This window comes from Reyranella sp. (genome assembly GCF_965279625.1).
Taxonomy (GTDB): Bacteria; Pseudomonadota; Alphaproteobacteria; order Reyranellales; family Reyranellaceae; genus Reyranella.
In genome coordinates this window covers 5,746,663-5,764,952 of the sequence record NZ_OZ257251.1, presented here as the reverse complement: position 1 = coordinate 5,764,952, position 18,290 = coordinate 5,746,663, and the positions used below count along the sequence as shown (strand labels likewise).

The 18,290-nt window shown below is 65.7% G+C and carries 17 protein-coding genes; 6 read left to right on the top strand and 11 right to left on the bottom strand.

The features are described 5' to 3' along the window. Positions 1 to 21: 21 nt before the first annotated feature. Both clpS and ACQY78_RS27945 read right to left on the bottom strand, forming a co-directional pair. Complete coding sequence (gene clpS, locus ACQY78_RS27950) at positions 22 to 327, bottom strand: ATP-dependent Clp protease adapter ClpS (protein WP_425066264.1); 306 nt, start codon at positions 325 to 327, stop codon at positions 22 to 24. Between the two features lie 44 nt (positions 328 to 371). Beyond that, positions 372 to 968 carry a glutathione S-transferase family protein gene (locus ACQY78_RS27945; protein ID WP_428681471.1) on the bottom strand — a complete coding sequence of 199 codons (597 nt, stop codon included), beginning with the start codon at positions 966 to 968 and terminating at the stop codon, positions 372 to 374. Positions 969 to 1,032: 64 nt separating this feature from the next. Here ACQY78_RS27945 and ACQY78_RS27940 point away from each other — a divergent pair, with 64 nt between their 5' ends. Then, a complete protein-coding gene (locus ACQY78_RS27940) occupies positions 1,033 to 1,872 on the top strand; it encodes a TauD/TfdA dioxygenase family protein (RefSeq protein WP_428681469.1) in 840 nt (279 codons plus the stop codon). Positions 1,873 to 1,878: 6 nt separating this feature from the next. Here the strand turns inward: ACQY78_RS27940 and ACQY78_RS27935 are convergent, their stop codons facing one another. The 6 genes from ACQY78_RS27935 to ACQY78_RS27910 all read right to left on the bottom strand — a co-directional run bounded on the left by ACQY78_RS27935 (position 1,879) and on the right by ACQY78_RS27910 (position 10,495). Beyond that, a complete protein-coding gene (locus tag ACQY78_RS27935; protein ID WP_428681467.1) occupies positions 1,879 to 2,943 on the bottom strand; it encodes an ABC transporter ATP-binding protein in 1,065 nt (354 codons plus the stop codon). After that, positions 2,940 to 4,646 (bottom strand): ABC transporter permease, encoded by a 1,707-nt coding sequence (locus ACQY78_RS27930; protein ID WP_428681465.1) that lies wholly within the window; start codon positions 4,644 to 4,646, stop codon positions 2,940 to 2,942. Before ACQY78_RS27930 ends, ACQY78_RS27935 begins: the two co-directional genes overlap by 4 nt. A gap of 3 nt (positions 4,647 to 4,649) precedes the next feature. Next, positions 4,650 to 5,744 (bottom strand): ABC transporter substrate-binding protein, encoded by a 1,095-nt coding sequence (locus ACQY78_RS27925; protein WP_428681463.1) that lies wholly within the window; start codon positions 5,742 to 5,744, stop codon positions 4,650 to 4,652. A 68-nt stretch (positions 5,745 to 5,812) separates the two neighbouring features. Beyond that, entirely contained in the window at positions 5,813 to 7,444 is a 1,632-nt protein-coding gene (locus tag ACQY78_RS27920; protein WP_428681461.1) for a hydantoinase B/oxoprolinase family protein, read from the bottom strand. Then, entirely contained in the window at positions 7,444 to 9,513 is a 2,070-nt protein-coding gene (locus ACQY78_RS27915; protein WP_428681459.1) for a hydantoinase/oxoprolinase family protein, read from the bottom strand. Before ACQY78_RS27915 ends, ACQY78_RS27920 begins: the two co-directional genes overlap by 1 nt. Positions 9,514 to 9,526: 13 nt before the next feature. Further along, positions 9,527 to 10,495 (bottom strand): Bug family tripartite tricarboxylate transporter substrate binding protein, encoded by a 969-nt coding sequence (locus tag ACQY78_RS27910; RefSeq protein WP_428681457.1) that lies wholly within the window; start codon positions 10,493 to 10,495, stop codon positions 9,527 to 9,529. Between the two features lie 99 nt (positions 10,496 to 10,594). Between ACQY78_RS27910 and ACQY78_RS27905 the strand changes: the two genes are divergently transcribed. After that, complete coding sequence (locus ACQY78_RS27905) at positions 10,595 to 12,190, top strand: AMP-binding protein (RefSeq protein WP_428681455.1); 1,596 nt, start codon at positions 10,595 to 10,597, stop codon at positions 12,188 to 12,190. On the opposite strand, the gene ACQY78_RS27900 is transcribed toward ACQY78_RS27905, so the two are convergent. Genes ACQY78_RS27900 through ACQY78_RS27890 form a run of 3 tightly spaced genes read right to left on the bottom strand, consistent with a single transcriptional unit; the run spans position 12,187 to position 14,684 of the window. Beyond that, positions 12,187 to 12,954, bottom strand: a complete 768-nt coding sequence (locus ACQY78_RS27900) for a C13 family peptidase (RefSeq protein WP_428681453.1) — start codon at positions 12,952 to 12,954, stop codon at positions 12,187 to 12,189. The genes ACQY78_RS27905 and ACQY78_RS27900 overlap by 4 nt on opposite strands. 21 nt (positions 12,955 to 12,975) lie before the next feature. Continuing rightward, entirely contained in the window at positions 12,976 to 13,641 is a 666-nt protein-coding gene (locus tag ACQY78_RS27895) for a TetR/AcrR family transcriptional regulator (protein WP_428681451.1), read from the bottom strand. After that, positions 13,638 to 14,684: a phosphotransferase gene (locus ACQY78_RS27890; RefSeq protein ID WP_428686525.1), complete on the bottom strand. Its 1,047-nt coding sequence runs from the start codon at positions 14,682 to 14,684 to the stop codon at positions 13,638 to 13,640. The genes ACQY78_RS27895 and ACQY78_RS27890 overlap by 4 nt, the downstream gene beginning before the upstream one ends. Positions 14,685 to 14,806: 122 nt before the next feature. Here ACQY78_RS27890 and ACQY78_RS27885 point away from each other — a divergent pair, with 122 nt between their 5' ends. The 4 genes from ACQY78_RS27885 (at position 14,807) to ACQY78_RS27870 (ending at position 18,185) form a co-directional block, all read left to right on the top strand. Next, positions 14,807 to 15,622 carry a sulfite exporter TauE/SafE family protein gene (locus tag ACQY78_RS27885; protein WP_428681449.1) on the top strand — a complete coding sequence of 272 codons (816 nt, stop codon included), beginning with the start codon at positions 14,807 to 14,809 and terminating at the stop codon, positions 15,620 to 15,622. Positions 15,623 to 15,747: 125 nt separating this feature from the next. Then, a complete protein-coding gene (locus ACQY78_RS27880) occupies positions 15,748 to 16,197 on the top strand; it encodes a tripartite tricarboxylate transporter TctB family protein (RefSeq protein WP_428681447.1) in 450 nt (149 codons plus the stop codon). A 1-nt stretch (position 16,198) separates the two neighbouring features. Continuing rightward, complete coding sequence (locus ACQY78_RS27875; RefSeq protein ID WP_428681445.1) at positions 16,199 to 17,707, top strand: tripartite tricarboxylate transporter permease; 1,509 nt, start codon at positions 16,199 to 16,201, stop codon at positions 17,705 to 17,707. 121 nt (positions 17,708 to 17,828) lie between these two features. Then, positions 17,829 to 18,185: a cupin domain-containing protein gene (locus ACQY78_RS27870; protein WP_428681443.1), complete on the top strand. Its 357-nt coding sequence runs from the start codon at positions 17,829 to 17,831 to the stop codon at positions 18,183 to 18,185. The last annotated feature ends 105 nt before the right edge of the window (positions 18,186 to 18,290 follow it).

Below are 18,290 nucleotides of genomic sequence, written 5' to 3'. Positions count from 1 at the left end.
GGCTGGACCCGCGTCGGCGCCTCACTCCTCAGGCTCCGTGCTGAACTCCAGGGGATGGCCCGCACCGCGGGCCATGTCGTTGGCTTCGCTGGCCTTGGATTCGGCGATATCGCGGGTGTAGGTGGCCACGACGCAGGCGCCGCGCTGGTGCGCCGTCATCATCACGACGTAGGACTGTTCCTCGGTCATGCGGAACACGGCCTTCAGAACGACGACCACGAACTCGCGCGGCGTGTAGTCGTCGTTCAGCAGGATCACCTTGTAGAGCGGCGGCTGCTTGGTCTTGGTCCGCTCCACTGCCTGCGGCTTGGTATCGATATCGCTCATCGATCTCCCGTCAGTTTCCTTGAGGGCACCAACGAGCGACAGTCTCAGCCCACCGGCATCGTCTCGGCAAGGGGCGGCAGCTTCACGACCTTGTCGTACCAGGCGGCCAGCTTGGGATGGCCCGGACGCCACGGCTCGTTGGCGAAGCGGAAGTCGAGGTAGCCGAGTGCGCAGCCGATCGCGATCTCGCCGATCGTCGTCAGCTCTCCGAGCGAATCGGCTTCATTCTCCAAAACGTCAAGCGAGCGCGTGACCTTGCCCTGCTGCAGGGCGATGTAGCCTTGGCGACCCTCGTCCTGCGGCAGCGCGATCTCGCGGCGGCGCGGCTGGGAGGCGTCGAGAATGCCGTCGCCCAGCGCCTGCTGGGTCAGCGCCTTCCAGCGCGCCGGACCGGGCGCGGGAAACAGCTTGGGCGCGCTGCCGAGGCTGTCGAGATACTCGCAGATCACCGGGCTATCGTAGAGCGACATGCCGTCGTCGGTGATGAGGCTCGGGACCTTGGACAGCGGATTGACCGGCAACAGCGCCGGATCGGTCGTCCCGACCTTCCAGCGCTCGATCTTGTCGTTGAGCCCGCGCGCGATAGCGCAAGCCATCACTTTCCGGACATACGGGCTTGCAGCAGAGTAGGCGATCTTCATGGCGGTCCCCCTTGAGATTCGTCGGATCGGCGCGCACGTTATCCCGCCTTCCGGGAGCAACGCCATGAATTTCCAGACCGAGAAACTCGGCTCTCACATGGCCGCAGCGGTAAGCGGCATTGACCTCAACGAGCCGGCCGACCGGGCCACTCAGGCGGCCTTGACGGACGTCCTGCACGGCAATCTCGTGATCTGTATTCGCGACCAGCACCTGTCGCCGCCCACCTTCCTCGCGGCCATGTCACAATTCGGAACCCCGATGCTGCGCAAGCAGCTCGCCCGCACGCCGGAATGCGCTGAGGTTAACATCATCTCGAGCGAAGACCGCGACACTCTGGGCGACGGCAAGAAGATCGTGAACGGCGCCAACTGGCACACAGACGACAGCTTCATGCGGGCCCCCTGCTCCCTGACCATGCTCTATGGCGTGGAAGTCCCGTCGCGCGGCGGCGATACTCAGTTCACCAACATGTATGCCGCCTATGAGGACCTTCCGGCCGACATGAAGGCGCGCATCGATTCGATGAAGGTGATCCACAAATACCATTCGAGCCGCAAGCTGAGCCGCATCTCGACCCGGCCCGCCGAGGAGATGGCGGCGATGCCCGAGGCCACGCATCCCCTCGTGCGCACTCATCCCGAAACGCGGCGAAAGTCGCTCTATCTCAATCCCAACCGCATGGAACAGATCGCAGGCGTCGATCGGGCCGAGAGCGACCGGCTGCTCGACGAGCTGATCGCCCACGCGACACAGCCGAAATACGAGTACCGCCATGTCTGGCGACAGGGCGACATCGTGATCTGGGACAATCGCTGCACGATGCACAAGGCGAACGCCGACTACCCCGAGGGCGAGCGCCGGCTGATGCACCGGGTGATCGTGGCGGGGACGGAGCCGTTTTAGCTCCCGTTACGCCTCCAGCAGCACGCAGTGCTCGGGTGAGAAGGAAAGCGTCACCGCAGCGCGCTCTTCCAGCAGATTGACCGGCGGCCGGCGCACGATCATCGGACCAACGGCGCTGTCGATCACGTATTGCACGAAGTCGCCATGGAAAAGGCGCTGCCGCACCGTCCCCGGCACGTGATTGTCGCCGGGCCGCGGCTCCAGATCGATGTAGGCGGTGCGGACGGCAACCTCGGTTTCGCTGCCGTGCGGCTTGTGCGGCGCCATGACCTTCAGCACCGTGCCGCCATCCGTGACGAAGGTGCCGTCACCGCCGGGCTTGCCCTTGATCAGGTTGGCCGAGCCCACGAAGTCGGCGACAAAGCGGCTGCGCGGCCGGTTGTAGATTGTTTCCGGCGTGCCGATCTGCTCGATCACGCCCACGTTCATGACGATCACACGGTCGGAAATGGCCAGCGCCTCCTCCTGGTCGTGCGTGACGTAGACCGACGTGATGCCCAGCCGGCGCTGCAGCTCACGCAGCTCGACCCGCATCTCGGCGCGCAGCTTGGCGTCGAGGTTGGAGAGCGGCTCGTCGAACAGTACGACGGTCGGCGAGAAGGCGATGGCGCGGGCCAGCGCAACTCTCTGCTGCTGGCCGCCCGACAGTCTGGAAGCGCCGCGCTCGGCAAGATGGCGCATCTGCACCAGGTCGAGCGCCCGCTCCACATTGGCCTTGATGCCGTCCTGGCCCTGCTTGCGCACCCGGAGGCCATAGGCAACGTTGTCGAATACGCTCATATGCGGCCAGATGGCGTAGGACTGGAACACCATCGAGACGCCGCGCTGTTCGGTCTGGACGTTCTTGCGCTCGGCTGAGTCATACATCATCCGGCCGTCGATGCGGATGCTGCCGCCTGACGGATGTTCGAGGCCGGCGATGGCGCGCAAGGTCGTGGTCTTGCCGCACCCCGAAGGCCCGAGCAGGGTCAGATGCTCGCCGCGACCGACCGTGAAGCTCACGCCATTCACCGCCACCTGATCGCCGTAGCGCACGACCAGGTCCTTCACTTCGATACGCGTCTCGCTCACTGCAACTCCTTGGTCATGCCGCGCGCCACACGGAACAGGATGACCAGCGCCAAGATCACGGTGAAGGTCTGGATCAATGCCATCGCCGCCGTAAGCTCCGTGCCGCTGGTGGCGAAGGCGTTGACGATCGACGGCGCGATCACCTTGGCGTTCGGCCCCATCAGGAAGGCCGACGCACCGAGTTCACGCACGCAGGCCATGAAGATCAGCAGCCACGCCGCCAGGATGCCGGGCTTGAGCAATGGCAGGGTGACGGTGCGCATCTGGTAGGCCCAGGAGGCGCCGCAGACGCGCGCGCATTCTTCCAGACTCTTGTCGATCTGCAGCACCACGCCCGCCAGTGTGCGCACGCCGAGCGGCAGCATGACGGTGAAGTAGGCCAGCGCCAGCAGCCACAAGGTGCCGTAGATGCCGATCGGGATATTGAGCCAGGCCCACAGCAGCGCCAGGCCGAACACGAGGCGGGGCACGGCTTGCGGAAACATCACGAGATACTCGATGGCGCCGCGGCCGCGCAGTTGCGAGCGGTAGATGATCCAGACCAGCAACGCCATGATCACCACGCCGACCGTGGCGACGCCCAGGCCCAGCATGATGCTGTTGAACAGTGCCGTGCGAACCGGTCCCAGAGACAGGGCGGTCTCGTAATTGGCGAGCGTCCACTGCGCCTGGTGCAGGAGCACGGTGGCGAAGCGCTGCAGTGAGGTCATGAGGAGCGCCGCGATCGGAAAGACCACCGCCAGCGCCACATAGAGCGCGCAGACGCTGAACAGCACCCAGGCGAGCCTTCCCATGTCCATCGGCCGCGGCCGGAAAGCCTTGCCGCTGATCGTAGTGAAGGTGCCACGGCGGATCATGCGGCGATAGAAGGACAACATGAAGAACATGACGACGAACAGCGACAGGCCCATCGCCGAGGCGCGGCCGTAATCGGGTGGATAGGCGAGCGTGGAATCCCAGATCGCCGTGGTGATGACGTAGATGCGGCCGGGAATGCCGAGCACGAGGGCGGCGGCGAACGAGCCCAGCATCTCGGCGAAGACGAACAGCATGGCGCCCAGCACGCCCGGCATCACCAGAGGCAGCGTCACGGTGAGCATGGTGCGGAGCTTGGAGGCGCCCATGACTCGCGCCGATTCCTCGAGCGCCGGGTCCATCGACTTCATCGACGCCGAGATCATGACGAAGGCGACGGTGCCCTCGAACAGGGCCATCACCCAGGCGATGCCGAAATGAGTGTAAATGTCGGCGATGTCGCCGGTACCGCCGATCGCCTTCCACATCTGGTTGATGAAGCCGCTCTTGGGTCCGGCGATCACCGCCCAGGCGAGCGCGCCCACCAGCGGCGTCATGTAATACGGCAGCTCCATCAGCCGTTCGAGCTTCTCCCGTCCCGGCACGTTGGTGCGCGTCAGGATCCAGGCCAGCGTGAAGCCGATGAAGATCGCCATCACGGTGGCCATCACGGCGATGACCAGCGTGTTCCACACGGTCTTGAGGTCCTCCTCGAAGATCGAGATGTAATTGGCGATGCCGAACTCGACCGGCGGAAACGCCATCGGATCGCCGACGTTCAGCGACTCCTCGACCAGGAAGACCATCGGGAGCAGGACCAGGAAGCCCACGATCACGAGGACCGCGAGCGTCGTCAGGGCCTGCCAGTTTATGCGTGGGCGCAGAATGCCCGTCGGGCCGTCAGCCAAAGCCTAGCGTCCGGTACCGACGATGCGATTCCACTCCTTGGCGAAAGCCGGGCGATCCTTCTCGAACGCATTCCAGTCAGCCGGCGTGAGCAGCTTCATCTTGCTGAGCGGTACGGTGTCGGCTCCACCCGGCGGCTGGACGTCCGGACGCGGCGAATGCAGCAACAGGGCGTCGGCGAGCGCCTTCTGGCCGACCGGCGAGAGGAACCAGTCCATGAACAGTTCGGCAGCGTTGGGATGCGGCGCCTGGTCGACGATACCGTAGGTCTCGGGCACCGCGGGCACGCCGGTTTCCGGGAAGACGAAGGCGAGCGGTGCGCCCTTGGCCTTGAACTCGATGTAGCCCGAATACTGGGCGCCCATGATGACCTTGTCCTGGCCGTCAACGAGGCGGCCGTACTGCTGGACGTAGGAATCGAAGGCTCGCGGCTTCTGCTCGCCGAACTTCTTGAAGTAGTCCATGCCGAGGATCGGCATCAGCATGTACCAGACGCCGTGCTGCAGACCCGAGTTCGACACCTTGACGTTGATGCTGTCCTTCCACTTCGGATCGAGCAGGTCCTCCCACTTCTTGGGTGCGTCGGCGGCCGATACCTGGTTCGGGTTGTAGGCGATGCCGGCCATGATGACCGACCCCCAGGTCCAGAATCCTTCCGGCTGGCTCTTCGCCTCCTTGGGGAAGAACTGCATCTCGGGCGAGACGTACTGCCGGAAGCCGCCCTTCCGCTGCATATCCAGGATCATGCCCATGTCGGAGAGCTGGATGACGTCGACCAGGTAGGACTTAGCCTGGCGCTCCGACAGCACCTTGGCGTAAAGCGCGCCGGCCTGCAGTCGGACGTAGCTGGTCTTGATCTCCGGGAACACCTTGTTGAAGGCGGCCAGCAGCTTGACCTGTCCCTGCTCGGGATCCGTTGAATAGAGCGTGAACGCGCCTTCCGCCTTCGCCTTGGCGATGTCGGCGCAGGTCTTGAAGCCCTCCATCTGCTGAGGCTTGTCGCAGACTTTGCCCCCGGCGTTGGATTGTGCGTTGGCCGGGGAAACAGCGGCCAAAGCGACAGCGCATAGTGCCGCGGACGCGGCAGCGAACAGCTTCATTGTTTCCTCCGGTTGGCTTTTATTTGCAGCGAGCGTATCGACCGCTGCCCGGAGGTTCAATCGCCGCGTTAGTCGTCACCCTGATATGCTGACGCTGCCGTCACGTATCCCGCCGCGATATCGGCGGCGAGCGCGCCCGCGGAGCGCAGCTTGGGATCGCCATGACCGCCGCCGCCCGGCGTGCCCAGCGAGACCGTATCGCCCTTGTTCAGTACGTACTGCTTCTTGGGATCGGTCTTCTCGCCGTTGATGCGCAGCTCGCCCGGCGCGCCGTCCTTGCCGCCCTCGATGCCGAAAGCCGCAAAGATCGTGCGTTCGGCAAGGAACGAAACGGCGATCGGCGTGTCGCTGCGACTCTCGATCCGGATTTCCTGCCCCAGCCCGCCGCGATGACGCCCGGCGCCGCCCGAGTCAGGGCGCAGCTTCTTGTGATGGAAGCGCAGCGGCGCGATGTGCTCGCTGATTTCGATCGAGGTCGAGCTGACGTTGGACGGCCAAGAGAGACAGGTGACGCCGTCGCTCTGGATGTTGCCGCCCATGCCGCCATTGTAGAAGAACATGTTGGCGTAGGGTTTGCCGCCTTCCCGCACGCCCGACTGGTTCATACCCCACATCGGCGAACCGCAGGCCGCCATCACGCGCTCGGGCACGATCTGGCCCAGGCAGCCGAACACCAGCATCGGGATGTAATGGCCGATCAGCATGCGGGACCCGCCCGGCGCGGGGAATTGCGGGTTGACGATGCAGCCCGGCGGCGCGGTCAGCGTGATCGGCCGCCACGCGCCTTCATTGTTGGGCAGGTTGGAGTTGGTGCAGACCTTCACCCCATACATGCACATCGCGTTCGTGTAACACATGGCGCAATTGATGGCCCGGTCGACCTGCGCATCGGTGCCGGCGAAATCGATCAGGATCTCGTCGCCCTTGATGGTGAGCGCCATCTTGATGGTGATGGGCCTGTCCATGATGCCGTCGGTCTTGAGCTCGCTGCGATAGGTTCCATCCGGCAGCTCACGGATCGCCGCGCGCATCGCCGCCTCGCAACGCCCCTGGATCTCGCGCGCCAGATCGGTGAGATCGGGCAGGCCGTAATTCTCCATCAGCACCAGCAGCCGGTCTTCCATGAGGTCGAGCGCCACGATCTGCGCGTAGAGGTCGCCCATCGTCTGGTCGGGCGTACGCACGTTCTTGCGGATCAGCGCCACCAGCGTTTCATCCGTCTTGCCGGCCGCCATCATCTTCATCGGCGGGATCTGCAGCCCCTCCTCGAAGACTTCGCGGGGCTCGGGGCTCCTGATCTTGCCGCCGATGTCGGGCACATGCGCCGTGGTGGCGCTGAAGGCGATCAGCTTGCCGTTGCGGAAGATCGGCTTGGCCAGGGTCACGTCCGGCAGATGGCCGGTGCCCAGCCAGATGTCGTTGGTGATCAGCACGTCACCCGGCGAGAGCTGGTCTTCCGGAAAGTGACGCAGGAAGTGCTTCACGGTCTCGGGCAGGGTGCCGATGAAGCTCGGGATGCTCTCGCTCGCCTGCACCAGCGACTGGCCGGAGGCATCGGTCACGACGCAGGAGAAGTCGTAGCTCTCCCGCACCAGCGTCGAGAACGACGTGCGCACCATGGCCGCCGCCGCCTCGTCGACCAGCGAGATCAGCCGGCGCCACAACAATTCCAGTTCGATGGCATCGAAAGTGCGCGACATCAGTTTGCCTCCGCCAGAATGGAGCCGTCGGCCAGCAGCCGGGCCGTGGAGTTCGGGCCGACGATGAAGGTGCTCTCGTTCTCCTCGAAGACCGCGGGCCCGTCGATGCTCACGCCGGGTTCGAGCGCGTAGCGGTCCCAGACGCGCGTCGGGAGCGTCTTGCCTTCGTCGGGGAAGAACACGGGCCGTGTGCCCTTGAGGGCGGTCGCCGAAGCATGTCGCGGCAGTTCGAGCTTGCCGCCGGTGCCGGGCATCGGCGCGCTGACCGAGAGGCGCAGGGCCACGAACTGGATCGCCGCCCCCGGCGGCGTGCGCGCAAACAGCGCCTTGTAGGCTGCTTCGAAGGACGTCTTCACCTCACTCTCGCTGAGGATCTTCGGCAGCACGACGGTGATCTCGCTGCCCTGCCCGATGTAGCGCATGTCGGCGAGGCGTCGAACGGTTCGGTTCTCGACATCGGCGCCGGTCAAGTGCAGCACGTCCAGTGCTTCCTTCTCGAGATCGGCGAAGAGGCGATCCGCGGCGGCGAGATCCGCACCCGCCAGCGCGGTCGTGAAGCTCGCCACGCGATCAACGCGCGCCGGCGCCATCAGCATGCCAATGGTGCTGCCCGCGCCCGCGCCCGGCGGGCAGACGACGCGGCTGACGCCGAGCTTGCGCGCCACGTGCCAGGCATGGACGGGGCCCGCTCCGCCCGTCGCGAGGAGTGCGTACTCGGAGGGCACACGGCCGCGCTCGGCGATCGCGACCCTCGCCGCGCCAGCCATGTTCTCGTTCACCACGTCGTGCACGCCGAAGGCTGCACGCCCCGACTCGACGCCCAAAGCGCCGGCCAGTTTTCCGAAAGCGGCGTTCGTCGCCACCGCGTCGATCTTCATGGCCCCGCCCAGGAAGAAGTCGGCGTTGAGATAGCCAAGGGTCAGGTCGGCGTCGGTCACCGTCGCCTCGGTGCCGCCGCGGCCATAGCAGGCCGGTCCCGGCTGCGCGCCGCTGCTCTCGGGCCCGACGTTCAAGGTCCCCAAGTCGCTCCTGTGCGCGATCGAGCCGCCGCCGGCGCCGATCTCGATCAGCTCGACCGTGGCGATCTGCATCGGCAGGCCCGAGCCGCGCAGGAAGCGCTTCTCGCGCGCCGCCTCGAAGCCCCAGGCGACGAGCGGCTCGCCGTCGTCGACCAGCGCCAGCTTGGCGGTCGTGCCGCCCATGTCGAACGCCAGCACGCGCTCCAGCCCGGCGTTGCGGCCGAACCACGCGCCGGCCAGCGCGCCGGCCGCGGGCCCGCTTTCGAGAAGCTGCACCGGCGCCCGCTTGGCCTCGCTCACATGGGTGAGGCCGCCATTGGACAGCATGAGGAACAGTCCGCCCGGAATGCCCTCGTCCCGCAGCGCCTGCTCGAGCCGTTCGAGATAGATCTCGGCCAGCGGCCGCACATAGGCGTTGGCGACCGTCGTGCTGGCCCGCAGATACTCGCGGATCTCCGGCGCGATGTCGGACGACAGCGAAATCGACAGGTTCTGGAAGCGCTCGGCCACCGCCGCGCCGATCGCGCGTTCGTGCGCGGCATTTGCATAGGAATGCAGGAAGCAGATGGCGAGGCTCTCCACGCCCTGCTCCGCCAGATCGGCGACTTCGGCCAGCGCCGCCTCGACATCGAGTGCGATCTCGATCGAACCGTCGGGCCCGAGCCGTTCCTTCGCCTCGCGCCGCCATGGCCTCGGCACCAGTGGCTTCGGCATCTCGATGAAGAGATCGTAGAGCTCGTACTTCCGCTCGCGCGCGATCTCCAACACGTCGCCGAAGCCCGCGGTCGTGAGCAGGCCCGTCTTCGCGCCCTTGCGCTCGATCAGCGCGTTGGTGAACAGCGTGGTGGCATGGACGACGCGGCCGATATCCTGCGGCCTGGCGCCCGCCTTCTCCAGTACACGCCGCGTGCCTTCGAGCGCCCCTCGGGCAGGATCGTCAGGTGTCGTGCTTTCCTTCCAGATGACGGCCCGCCCGGTGCGCGGATCATGAATGACGAGGTCGGTGAAAGTTCCCCCGATGTCGATTCCGAGGGAAAGCGGCGCACTCATTACACTTCCTTTGCTATTCGGCTCTTACATTGCCTTGCTTGGCGACCCTCGCCCAACGCTCGCGGTCCTTGGCGATGTAGGCGGCGAAAGCATCGGGCCCCTGGTCGATCGGCTCAAGTCCCTGCTTGGCCAGCGTTTCGCCATTCCTAGGATCGGCGATCGCCTCCATGAAGAGCTTGGCGAGGGCGGCCTTGATATCGGCCGGCAGGGCGGCCGGTCCCATCAGTCCGAACCAGTTGTTGATGTCGAGGGCCGGAATGTCCTTCGTGAGCAGCGGCAGTTCGGGGGCGAGCGGCGTCGGCTTCGTCGCCGCGAGCGCGAGCACCCGCACCTTGCCGCCGCGCGCCTGGCCGATCAGCTCCGACACGTTGCCGAAGAACACGTCCACGTTTCCAGCCGCGACGTCGGCAATGGCGGGCGCGCCGCCACGATAGGGAACGTGGATCAGCTTCAGGCCGCCCGCTTCGGCGGCGAGGAACTCCGCGCCGAGCTGGTTGGTCGAGCCGAGGCCGGTGGAGGCATAGCTCACCTTGCCGGGATTGGCCTTTGCGTAGGCAACGAACTCGGGGATGGTCTTGAATGGGGCATCCACGCGCACGATCAGGGCCATCGGCACGCCGACCAGATTGCAGATCGGAGTCAGATCCTTGTCGAGATCGAGGGGGATCTGCGATCCCGGCACGACGGGTCCAACCGCGAGCTGGCCCATGATGCCGATGCCCACCGTGTAACCATCGGCCGGTGCCTGGGCCACGGCCTTGAGCGCGATGAAGCCGCCGGCACCGGTCTTGTTGTCGACGATCACAGTGTAGCCATGCTGTCGCTGGATCGTCTCAGCCGCGATGCGGGCGACGATGTCGGCGGTGCCGCCGGGCGCATAGCCCACCAGGATCTTGATCGGCTGTTTCGGCACCCATTGCTGCGCGCGTGCCGAGGCAGCGGCGAGGATGAACGGAGCGGCAAGCAGACTTCGACGGAACATCACGACTCCCAATCCCCAATGGCGAGCCTTAGGCAAGCAGCGTGCCGGGTCAAGTTGCCCCGCTTGTGATGAAGCCGTCTTCGGGTAGTCTCCGCGCGCATGCCTCTCGCCCAACCCGCCGCCGATGTCTGGACGCTCGTCGCCGACATCGCAGTGCAGACTCCCGACGCCCCGGCCTTCCTGCACGGCGACCGAACGATTTCCTTCTTCGAGCTGACCGAGAGCGCGCGACGCGCGGCCCAGGGGCTTGCCGACCTCGGCATAGGCCCGGGCGATCGCGTGGCGCTCTGGTTGCCCAATGTGCCGGCCTATCCGATCCTCTATCTCGCCTGCATACGCCTCGGCGCCATCGCCGTCGCCGTGAACACGCGCTATCGCGCCGTCGAGGTCGCTGACATCGTCGCGCGCTCCGGCGCCAAGGTGCTGGCCTGCGCGCCCGGCTTCCGGCGCATCGACTTTCTGTCCATCCTGGCTGACATCGAACCCGAAGCCCTCGACAGGCTCGCAGCCATCGTCACCGTGGGCGACGAGCCCGTGTCGATCCCGGCTGCCATCGAGCGGCTGCGGCGCGTGCCATTCGAGCGATTGCTGTCGCGACCTCGACTCGGCCTGAACAATGCGAAGGCCAGCGCCCCCTGCAACATCTTCACGACCTCAGGGACCACGAGCGCACCCAAATTCGTGCTGCACCGCCAGGGCGCGATCGCCAGCCACGCCCAGCAGGTCGCGCGCGCCTTCGGCCTCACCGCGCGCGATACCCTATCGCTCTCGATCCTGCCGCTGTGCGGCGTCTACGGCTTCGACCAGACGATGGCGACTCTCGCGGCCGGCAGGCCTTGCGTGCTGGTCGATTCCTCCGAGATCGACGAGATCGGACGACTGATCGCGCGTCATCGGCCGACCACCCTGTTCGGCAGCGACGACATGTTCGCCCGACTGCTCGACGCCGCGCCCGGCGACTGCCCCTTCCCCTCGGTGAAGTGGGCGGGCTACGCCGCCTTCAACGCGTCGTTGGATGACATCGCGGAAACCGCAGAACGGCGCGGTCTCCGACTTTGCGGCCTCTATGGGATGAGCGAGGTGCAGGCGCTCTATTCCCTGCAGCCGATCGACACCGAGGTCGCGCGCCGCAAGAAGGGTGGTGGCGTTCCCGTTTCGCCGCTCGGCCATGTCCGCGTCCGCGATCCGGAGACCGGCGAACTGCTGGGCGTCGGCCAACCCGGCGCGCTCGAATGTGCGGGCCCGTCGCTCATGGTCGGCTACTACGGTGACGAAAAGGCCACTGCCGAGACCGTGACCGCCGACGGCTATGTCCGCACCGGCGACCTCGCCGAGCTCGACGGAAACGGCGGGTTCACCTTTCTGAGCCGCATGGGCGATGTGCTGCGTCTTTCGGGCTTCCTGGTGAATCCGCTCGAGATCGAGACCCATCTGCAGAAGCTGCCCGGCATCGCCGGCTGCCAGGCCATCGCGGTGCCACGCCCGGACGGCGTGCGCGCGGTCGCCTTCGTGATCCTCGCGCCCGGCGCGACGCTCGACGAGGCCGCTGCCATCGCGCACTGCAAACACGGCCTCGCCAACTACAAGGTGCCGATGCGGGTCTTCGCGCTCGACGCTTTCCCCAAGACGCCCTCGCCCAACGGATTCAAGATCCAGCGCGCCCGCCTGCGCGACATGGCGATGGAGCGAATCTAGCGCCCCGGCAGGCGAAGGTTCGCGACCGCGGATCCGACGAAGATCTGCGGCTGCGACGGCGTGCGGATGCCCATGCTCTTCTCGAGGTTCTGCACGCAGGCCCGCGTGGCCTGGGCAAGCTGGCCCCAGGTCGAGGCGGCATCGAACTGCTGCAGCAGGCACTGGTCGTAGTAGGTGAAGCGGTCGCCCGCGCCGCAGCCGAAGCTCACGCGATCGGCCGCGGCGGCCGTCAGCACCACCCGGTTGGGCTGCCGCATGGAAGAAGTCAGAAAGACCCCGCTGTGGCAGGCCGAGACGACAACGACCGTTGGCAGCGTGCCGCAGCCCGCGTCCAGGGCGTTGTCGAGCGTGGCGGGCCGGATGACGCCGTTGGCCTGCCGCAGCAAGACGCCGGTTTCATTTCCATGGCTGGTGATGAAGGCGAGACAGGCCCCGGCGCCTCCTGCATTGCGCAGCGCATTCGAGACGTTCGCCGCGCTGGCGACCTCGGCCGACGGGTTGCGCCCCGGGTCCGAGGTGAGCAGGCGGATATCCCGCACACCGCGCGCCGACAGCTTGTCGCGGAGCGCATCGATACCGTTGTCGAAGGACGGGCTGTTGTTGTCGCCGGCAATCAGCACGGCATGCCAGCGCGCTGCGGGCACGTCTCCGGGCGCAGGTGCCATCGCCGTGTTGCGGCCGGACGGCGGCGCGGCGTCGGAGTCCGGCGTGCAGCCGATCAGCGAAGCCAGCAACGCAACCAGGGCTGCGACGCGAATCAACATACTCTGCTGCTCCAGATCTTCTTAAGCGGTCTGCGGCGCGGCGCCGACCATGCGCAAGGCCATGTCGGTGTAGAGTTTCGCCATCTGCTGTTCAGTGAGATCGCCCCCCGGACCGTACCACATCGAGACATGGGTGCACTGGTCGAGCAGCGCCATTGCGATCGCCTTGAGATCGTGATTTCCCTCGACGCGCGGCGGATCGAAGGCGCCGCGTTCGACGCCGTGCTTCAGGATCGCTACGACGATGTCACGGATGGCGCGCCGGCTGCGGCGAATGTCGGCCACGCGCGCGGTGTCCAGCCAGCCGATTTCCCGGTTGGCGACAAGCGCCTCTATGCGCAGCCGGCAATGGCGCATGACATAGACCCGCACGAAAGCCGCCAGTTCGGCGCGGGGATCACCGCCCGCCCCTGCCACCGCCTGCTGGCAGAGCCGCTCCAGCTCGCCCTGTGTCGAGGCGATGATGTCGTGCAGCAGCTCGTCCTTGGACTTGAAGTGATTGTAAAGGGCGCCCTGCGTCAAGCCGCAGGCCTTCATGATGTCGCGCACCGTCACAACCGGGTAACCGCGCTCGGCGAACTGGGCGAAGGCCGCGGCGCGGATCGCCTCGACCGGCGGACGCGATTCGCGTTCGGCGATGACTTCTGCGGGCTCTTCGTCGGCGAGGATCGTCTTGCGCTTGCTCATCGTGAGGCTCCGGACATGTTGCTCACGATCTCCCAGGCGAGATCGGCTGCGGGCTTGACCAGCTTGCCCGAGTCGGCCGCGCGCATGTTGGCCGCCGTGCCGTCGAGTGACCTGGCGTAAACACCCTGACGGATGCATGACACCCGGAATAGATTATAGGCCATGTAGAACTCCCAGAGCGCGGGCTCCGGGACGGAGCGCTTCGACAGGGTGCTGTAGTAGTCCACCATCTCGGCCTCGGTCGGAAGGCCGAGTTCGCCGAGATCGTGTCCCTGCAGGCCACCCCAGTCCTTGGGCGTGCGCCAAAGCATGCAGAGATAGGAGAGTTCGGCCAGCGGGTCGCCGAGCGTCGAGATCTCCCAGTCGATGATGCCCAGCACGCGCGGCTCGGTGGCGTGGAAGATCATGTTGTCGAGGCGATAATCACCGTGGACCAGCACCGTCTCGTCGTTCGTGGGAAGGTTGGCGGGCAGCCAGTCGAACAGCCGGTCCATCGACTCGATCTTCTCGGTCTCCGACGCCTTGTACTGTTTGCCCCAACGCGAGATCTGGCGGGCGACGTAACTGCCGGGCCGCCCGAAATCGGCAAGGCCGAGAGCCGCATAGTCGACGCGGTGAAGGCGGGCCAGCGCCTCGAACTTGGCGCGGTAGATGTCCTGCCGGCTTTCTTTCGGTACGTCCGGCAGCAGCGGATCCCACAGCACGCGGCCGTCGCAATATTCCATTATGTAGAAAGGCGTGCCCACGACGCTTTCGTCGTCGCTGAGCGCGTAGGCCCGGGGGGTCGGCACGTCGGTGCGATTGAGGGCCGAGATTACCCGGAATTCCCGGTCGACCGCATGGGCGGAAGGCAGGAGCTTTCCCGGCGGCTTGCGGCGCAGCACGTAGCGGCGCTCCGCGCCATCGGTCAGCCGGTAGGTCGGGTTGGATTGCCCCCCCTTGAACTGCTCGACGCGCACCGGCAGTGTGAATCCGTCCACATGGGCGGACATGAAGCGGCCGAGCGACTGCTCGTCGAACCGATGCTTTTCCTGCACCGCCATCGTGCCGATATAGTCGTCCCCTCGCCGTGACACCCGAAAACCTCCTGAACGACCGTTCATATTGGCCGGGAGTTTGCTCGCCCGCTGGTGCGCATGCAATATCGACCAACGGGGACATTGACGTGGAATCTCTGTTAGCGGCCTACCCGCCGGCCGCTTGGGCGGCGCTGCTCGGGACGGGTATTCTCATCGGCTTGCTGGCCGGCCTCCTGGGTGTGGGCGGCGGCATCGTAGCTGTCCCTATCCTGCTGGAAATATTCGAGTTTCAGGGCGTCGCGGAAACGCAAGCGGTGCCCCTCGCCGTGGGTACGGCCCAGGCGAGCATTCTTATAGCCTCGATCACGGCCGCAGCGGCGCACTGGCGTGCCGGAACGATCGATCGCGAGCTGGTCCGGGCCTGGCTGCCGGCCTTGATGGCCGGCGCCATCGTCGGGTTGGCCTTGAGCCCTCTGGCGCCCACGAAGGTATTGACCACGCTGTTTGCGGTGGTGGCGGCGGCGCTCGCCCTCAAGATGGCGGCGGGTGACCGCCTCATTATTGGGCACAGCGAGCCTAGGGGTCTCCTCTCTCACCTCTCGCCCGCCCTGGTCGGGGGCTTGGCGGCCGCCGTCGGGGTCGGGGGTGGAACATTGAGCACACCCGTCCTGACGCTGTTCTCATTTTCCATCAAACGAGCGATCGGGGCCGGCGCCCTCTTCAATCTGATGATCGCCGTGCCCGCGACCCTTGTCTTTCTGCAGATGGATCGGGACGCGCCGGGCCGTCCCGGCGACGCGCTAGGCGATGTGGCGATGTTTTGCGTTGCGGCCCTCTCCCTGCCTGCGCTCTTTGTCGCGCCGATCGCGGCGCGATGGTCCGCGAGGGTCCCCGTGTCCCTGCTGCGGCGCTTGTTCGCGCTTTGCCTGGCCATAATCGCAGCCTGTCTGCTGCTTAGGTAGTGCACTTAGCACTTGTATTGCACTTGGCACTTGGGCAAAGCGGCCGAATTGTGTTTAGCTGTTGGCGGTCCAGGGGTTTGGACCCAACAGCACATCGAAGACTACGCGTTTCTGGGGAGGCATCGTTGAATCGATTCCTAAGCAAGGACTTCTTGTCCGGGCTGATGTTCATTGGCTTCGGGTTGGTCGCGCTATATTTCGGGCAGAAGCTCGCACTTGGCACGCCCGTCCGAATGGGACCGGGCTATGTGCCGCGGATGCTGTCCCTGACGTTGCTGGGTCTGGGAGTATTGGTCTGCATCATCGCTGTGGTGAGCGGCAGTGAGCCGGTCGAACGGCCCAAGTGGAAGCCGATCACCCTGGTCACCCTAGGCATCGTCTGCTTCGCGCTGCTCTTCGAGCGTGCCGGACTGATCCCTGCTCTGGTCGTTCTCATCATGATTGCCTCCCTGGCCGGTGAGGAATTCAAGCTCGTGGAGGTGATCGGCAACATCGTCGTCCTCTCCGTCCTCTGCACGCTCGTCTTCAAGGTCGGGCTGGGCATGAACATCTACATCCTGCGCGGAGTCTGGTGAGATGGATCTGCTCGACAATCTCACGCTGGGTTTCAGCGTCGCCCTCTCCTTCCAGAACCTGACCTACGCGCTGCTGGGCTGCCTCCTCGGCACCCTGATCGGCGTTCTTCCCGGTATCGGGCCGGTGGCGACCATCGCCATGCTGCTGCCGATCACCTTCCACCTGCCGCCCACGGCCTCGCTGATCATGCTGGCCGGCATCTACTACGGCGCGGCCTATGGCGGTTCGACGACGTCGATCCTGGTGAACCTGCCGGGCGAAGCTTCCTCGGTCGTGACCTGTCTCGACGGCTACCAGATGGCCCGCAACGGCCGTGCCGGCGCGGCACTGTCGATCTCCGCGGTCGGCTCGTTCTTTGCCGGCACCGTCGGCACCATCATCATCGTGCTGTTCGCGGAACCGCTGACACGCATGGCGCAGAAGTTCGGCCCTGCGGACTACTGCTCGCTGATGGCCCTAGGCCTCGTCGCCGCGGTCATCCTGGCCAGCGGCTCGGTGGTCAAGGCGATCGCCATGATCTTCCTCGGCCTGCTGTTCGGACTGGTCGGCACCGACGTGAACACCGGCGCCCAGCGCTTCACCTTCGACATTCCGGAGCTGAGCGACGGCATCGACTTCGCGCCGATTGCCATGGGTCTCTTTGGCATCGCCGAGATCGTCGTGAATCTGGAGCGACATCTGACCCGCACCGGCGGCACCATCAAGGTGACCTCGCTGTGGCCGACCATGGAAGAAGTCAGGCGCGCCATTCCCGCCGCACTGCGCGGCACCTTCCTGGGCGCGGCGCTTGGCGTTCTGCCCGGCGGCGGCCCGACCCTCGGCGCCTTCTCGGCCTACACGCTCGAGAAGAAGCTCTCCAAGAACCCCGGCCAGTTCGGCAAGGGTGCGGTCGAGGGTGTTGCGGCACCGGAGGCGGCCAACAACGCCGCCGCCCAGACCTCGTTCATCCCGATGCTCACCCTCGGCATTCCCTCCAACGCCGTCATGGCGTTGATGGTGGGTGCCATGATCATCCAGGGCATCCAGCCGGGGCCTGAGGTCATGACCAAAAAGCCGGACCTCTTCTGGGGCATGATCGCCTCGATGTGGATCGGCAACGCCATGCTGGTCATCATCAACCTGCCGATGATCGGCATCTGGGTGAAGCTGCTGACGGTGCCGTACCGCTTCCTGGCACCGGCGATCCTGCTCTTCTGCTGCATCGGGGCATACAGTCTCCAGAACAGCACGTTCCACGTCATGCAGGTCGCGATCTTCGGCGTGCTGGGCTACGTCTTCGTCAAACTGGGCTGCGAAGGCGCTCCCTTCCTGCTGGGCCTCGTGCTGGGGCCGCAGATGGAGGAGTACTTCCGGCGCGCCATGCTTCTTTCGCGTGGCGATCCGATGGTCTTCCTCGAACGGCCGATCAGCCTGGGCCTGCTCATCACGACGGCGGTCCTGCTACTCCTGATGGCCTTGCCCAGCTTCAAGAAGGCGCGCAAAGAAGCATTCGTCGAAGAAGAGGGCTGATCCCCTCCTCCAATACTCTGAAAAGGGCCCCAAGCTTGCGCTTCGGGGCCCTTTGCATTTTGATGGTCAGTGTCAGCGTTAGCGTCCGCGTCCCCGTCACTGCCCAGCGAGAGGTCGCCGCATGAACGTCGAGACACTGGCCGGCATCGTCCCGGATTCAACCTATGTCGATGTCGCCAGGGTGCCTTGGCAGCCGACCCGCTTCCCCGGGGTCGAGTGGAAGATCCTGATGGAGCAGAAGGAAACCGGCCTCTCGACCGTGCTGATGCGCTGGGCGCCGGGCGCCCGCCTGCCCGCGCACGAGCATGTCGCCATCGAACAGACCTACGTGCTCGAGGGATCGTTTGCCGACCACGCCGGCGTGTGCCGCGCCGGCAACTATGTCTGGCGACGGGCCGGCAGCCGCCACGATGCCTGGACCGACGAAGGCTGCCTCATGCTCGCGATCTTCCTGAAGCCCAATACCTTCTTCGACTAGCCGGCGCCGGAACGGGCGCGGTCTTCGAATAGAACCGCTCCCCGACCTCTGCTAATGCTCCGTCGCAGCCAGCCCTGTCGAGGCTGGCGCAAGGGAGGCAGAGGC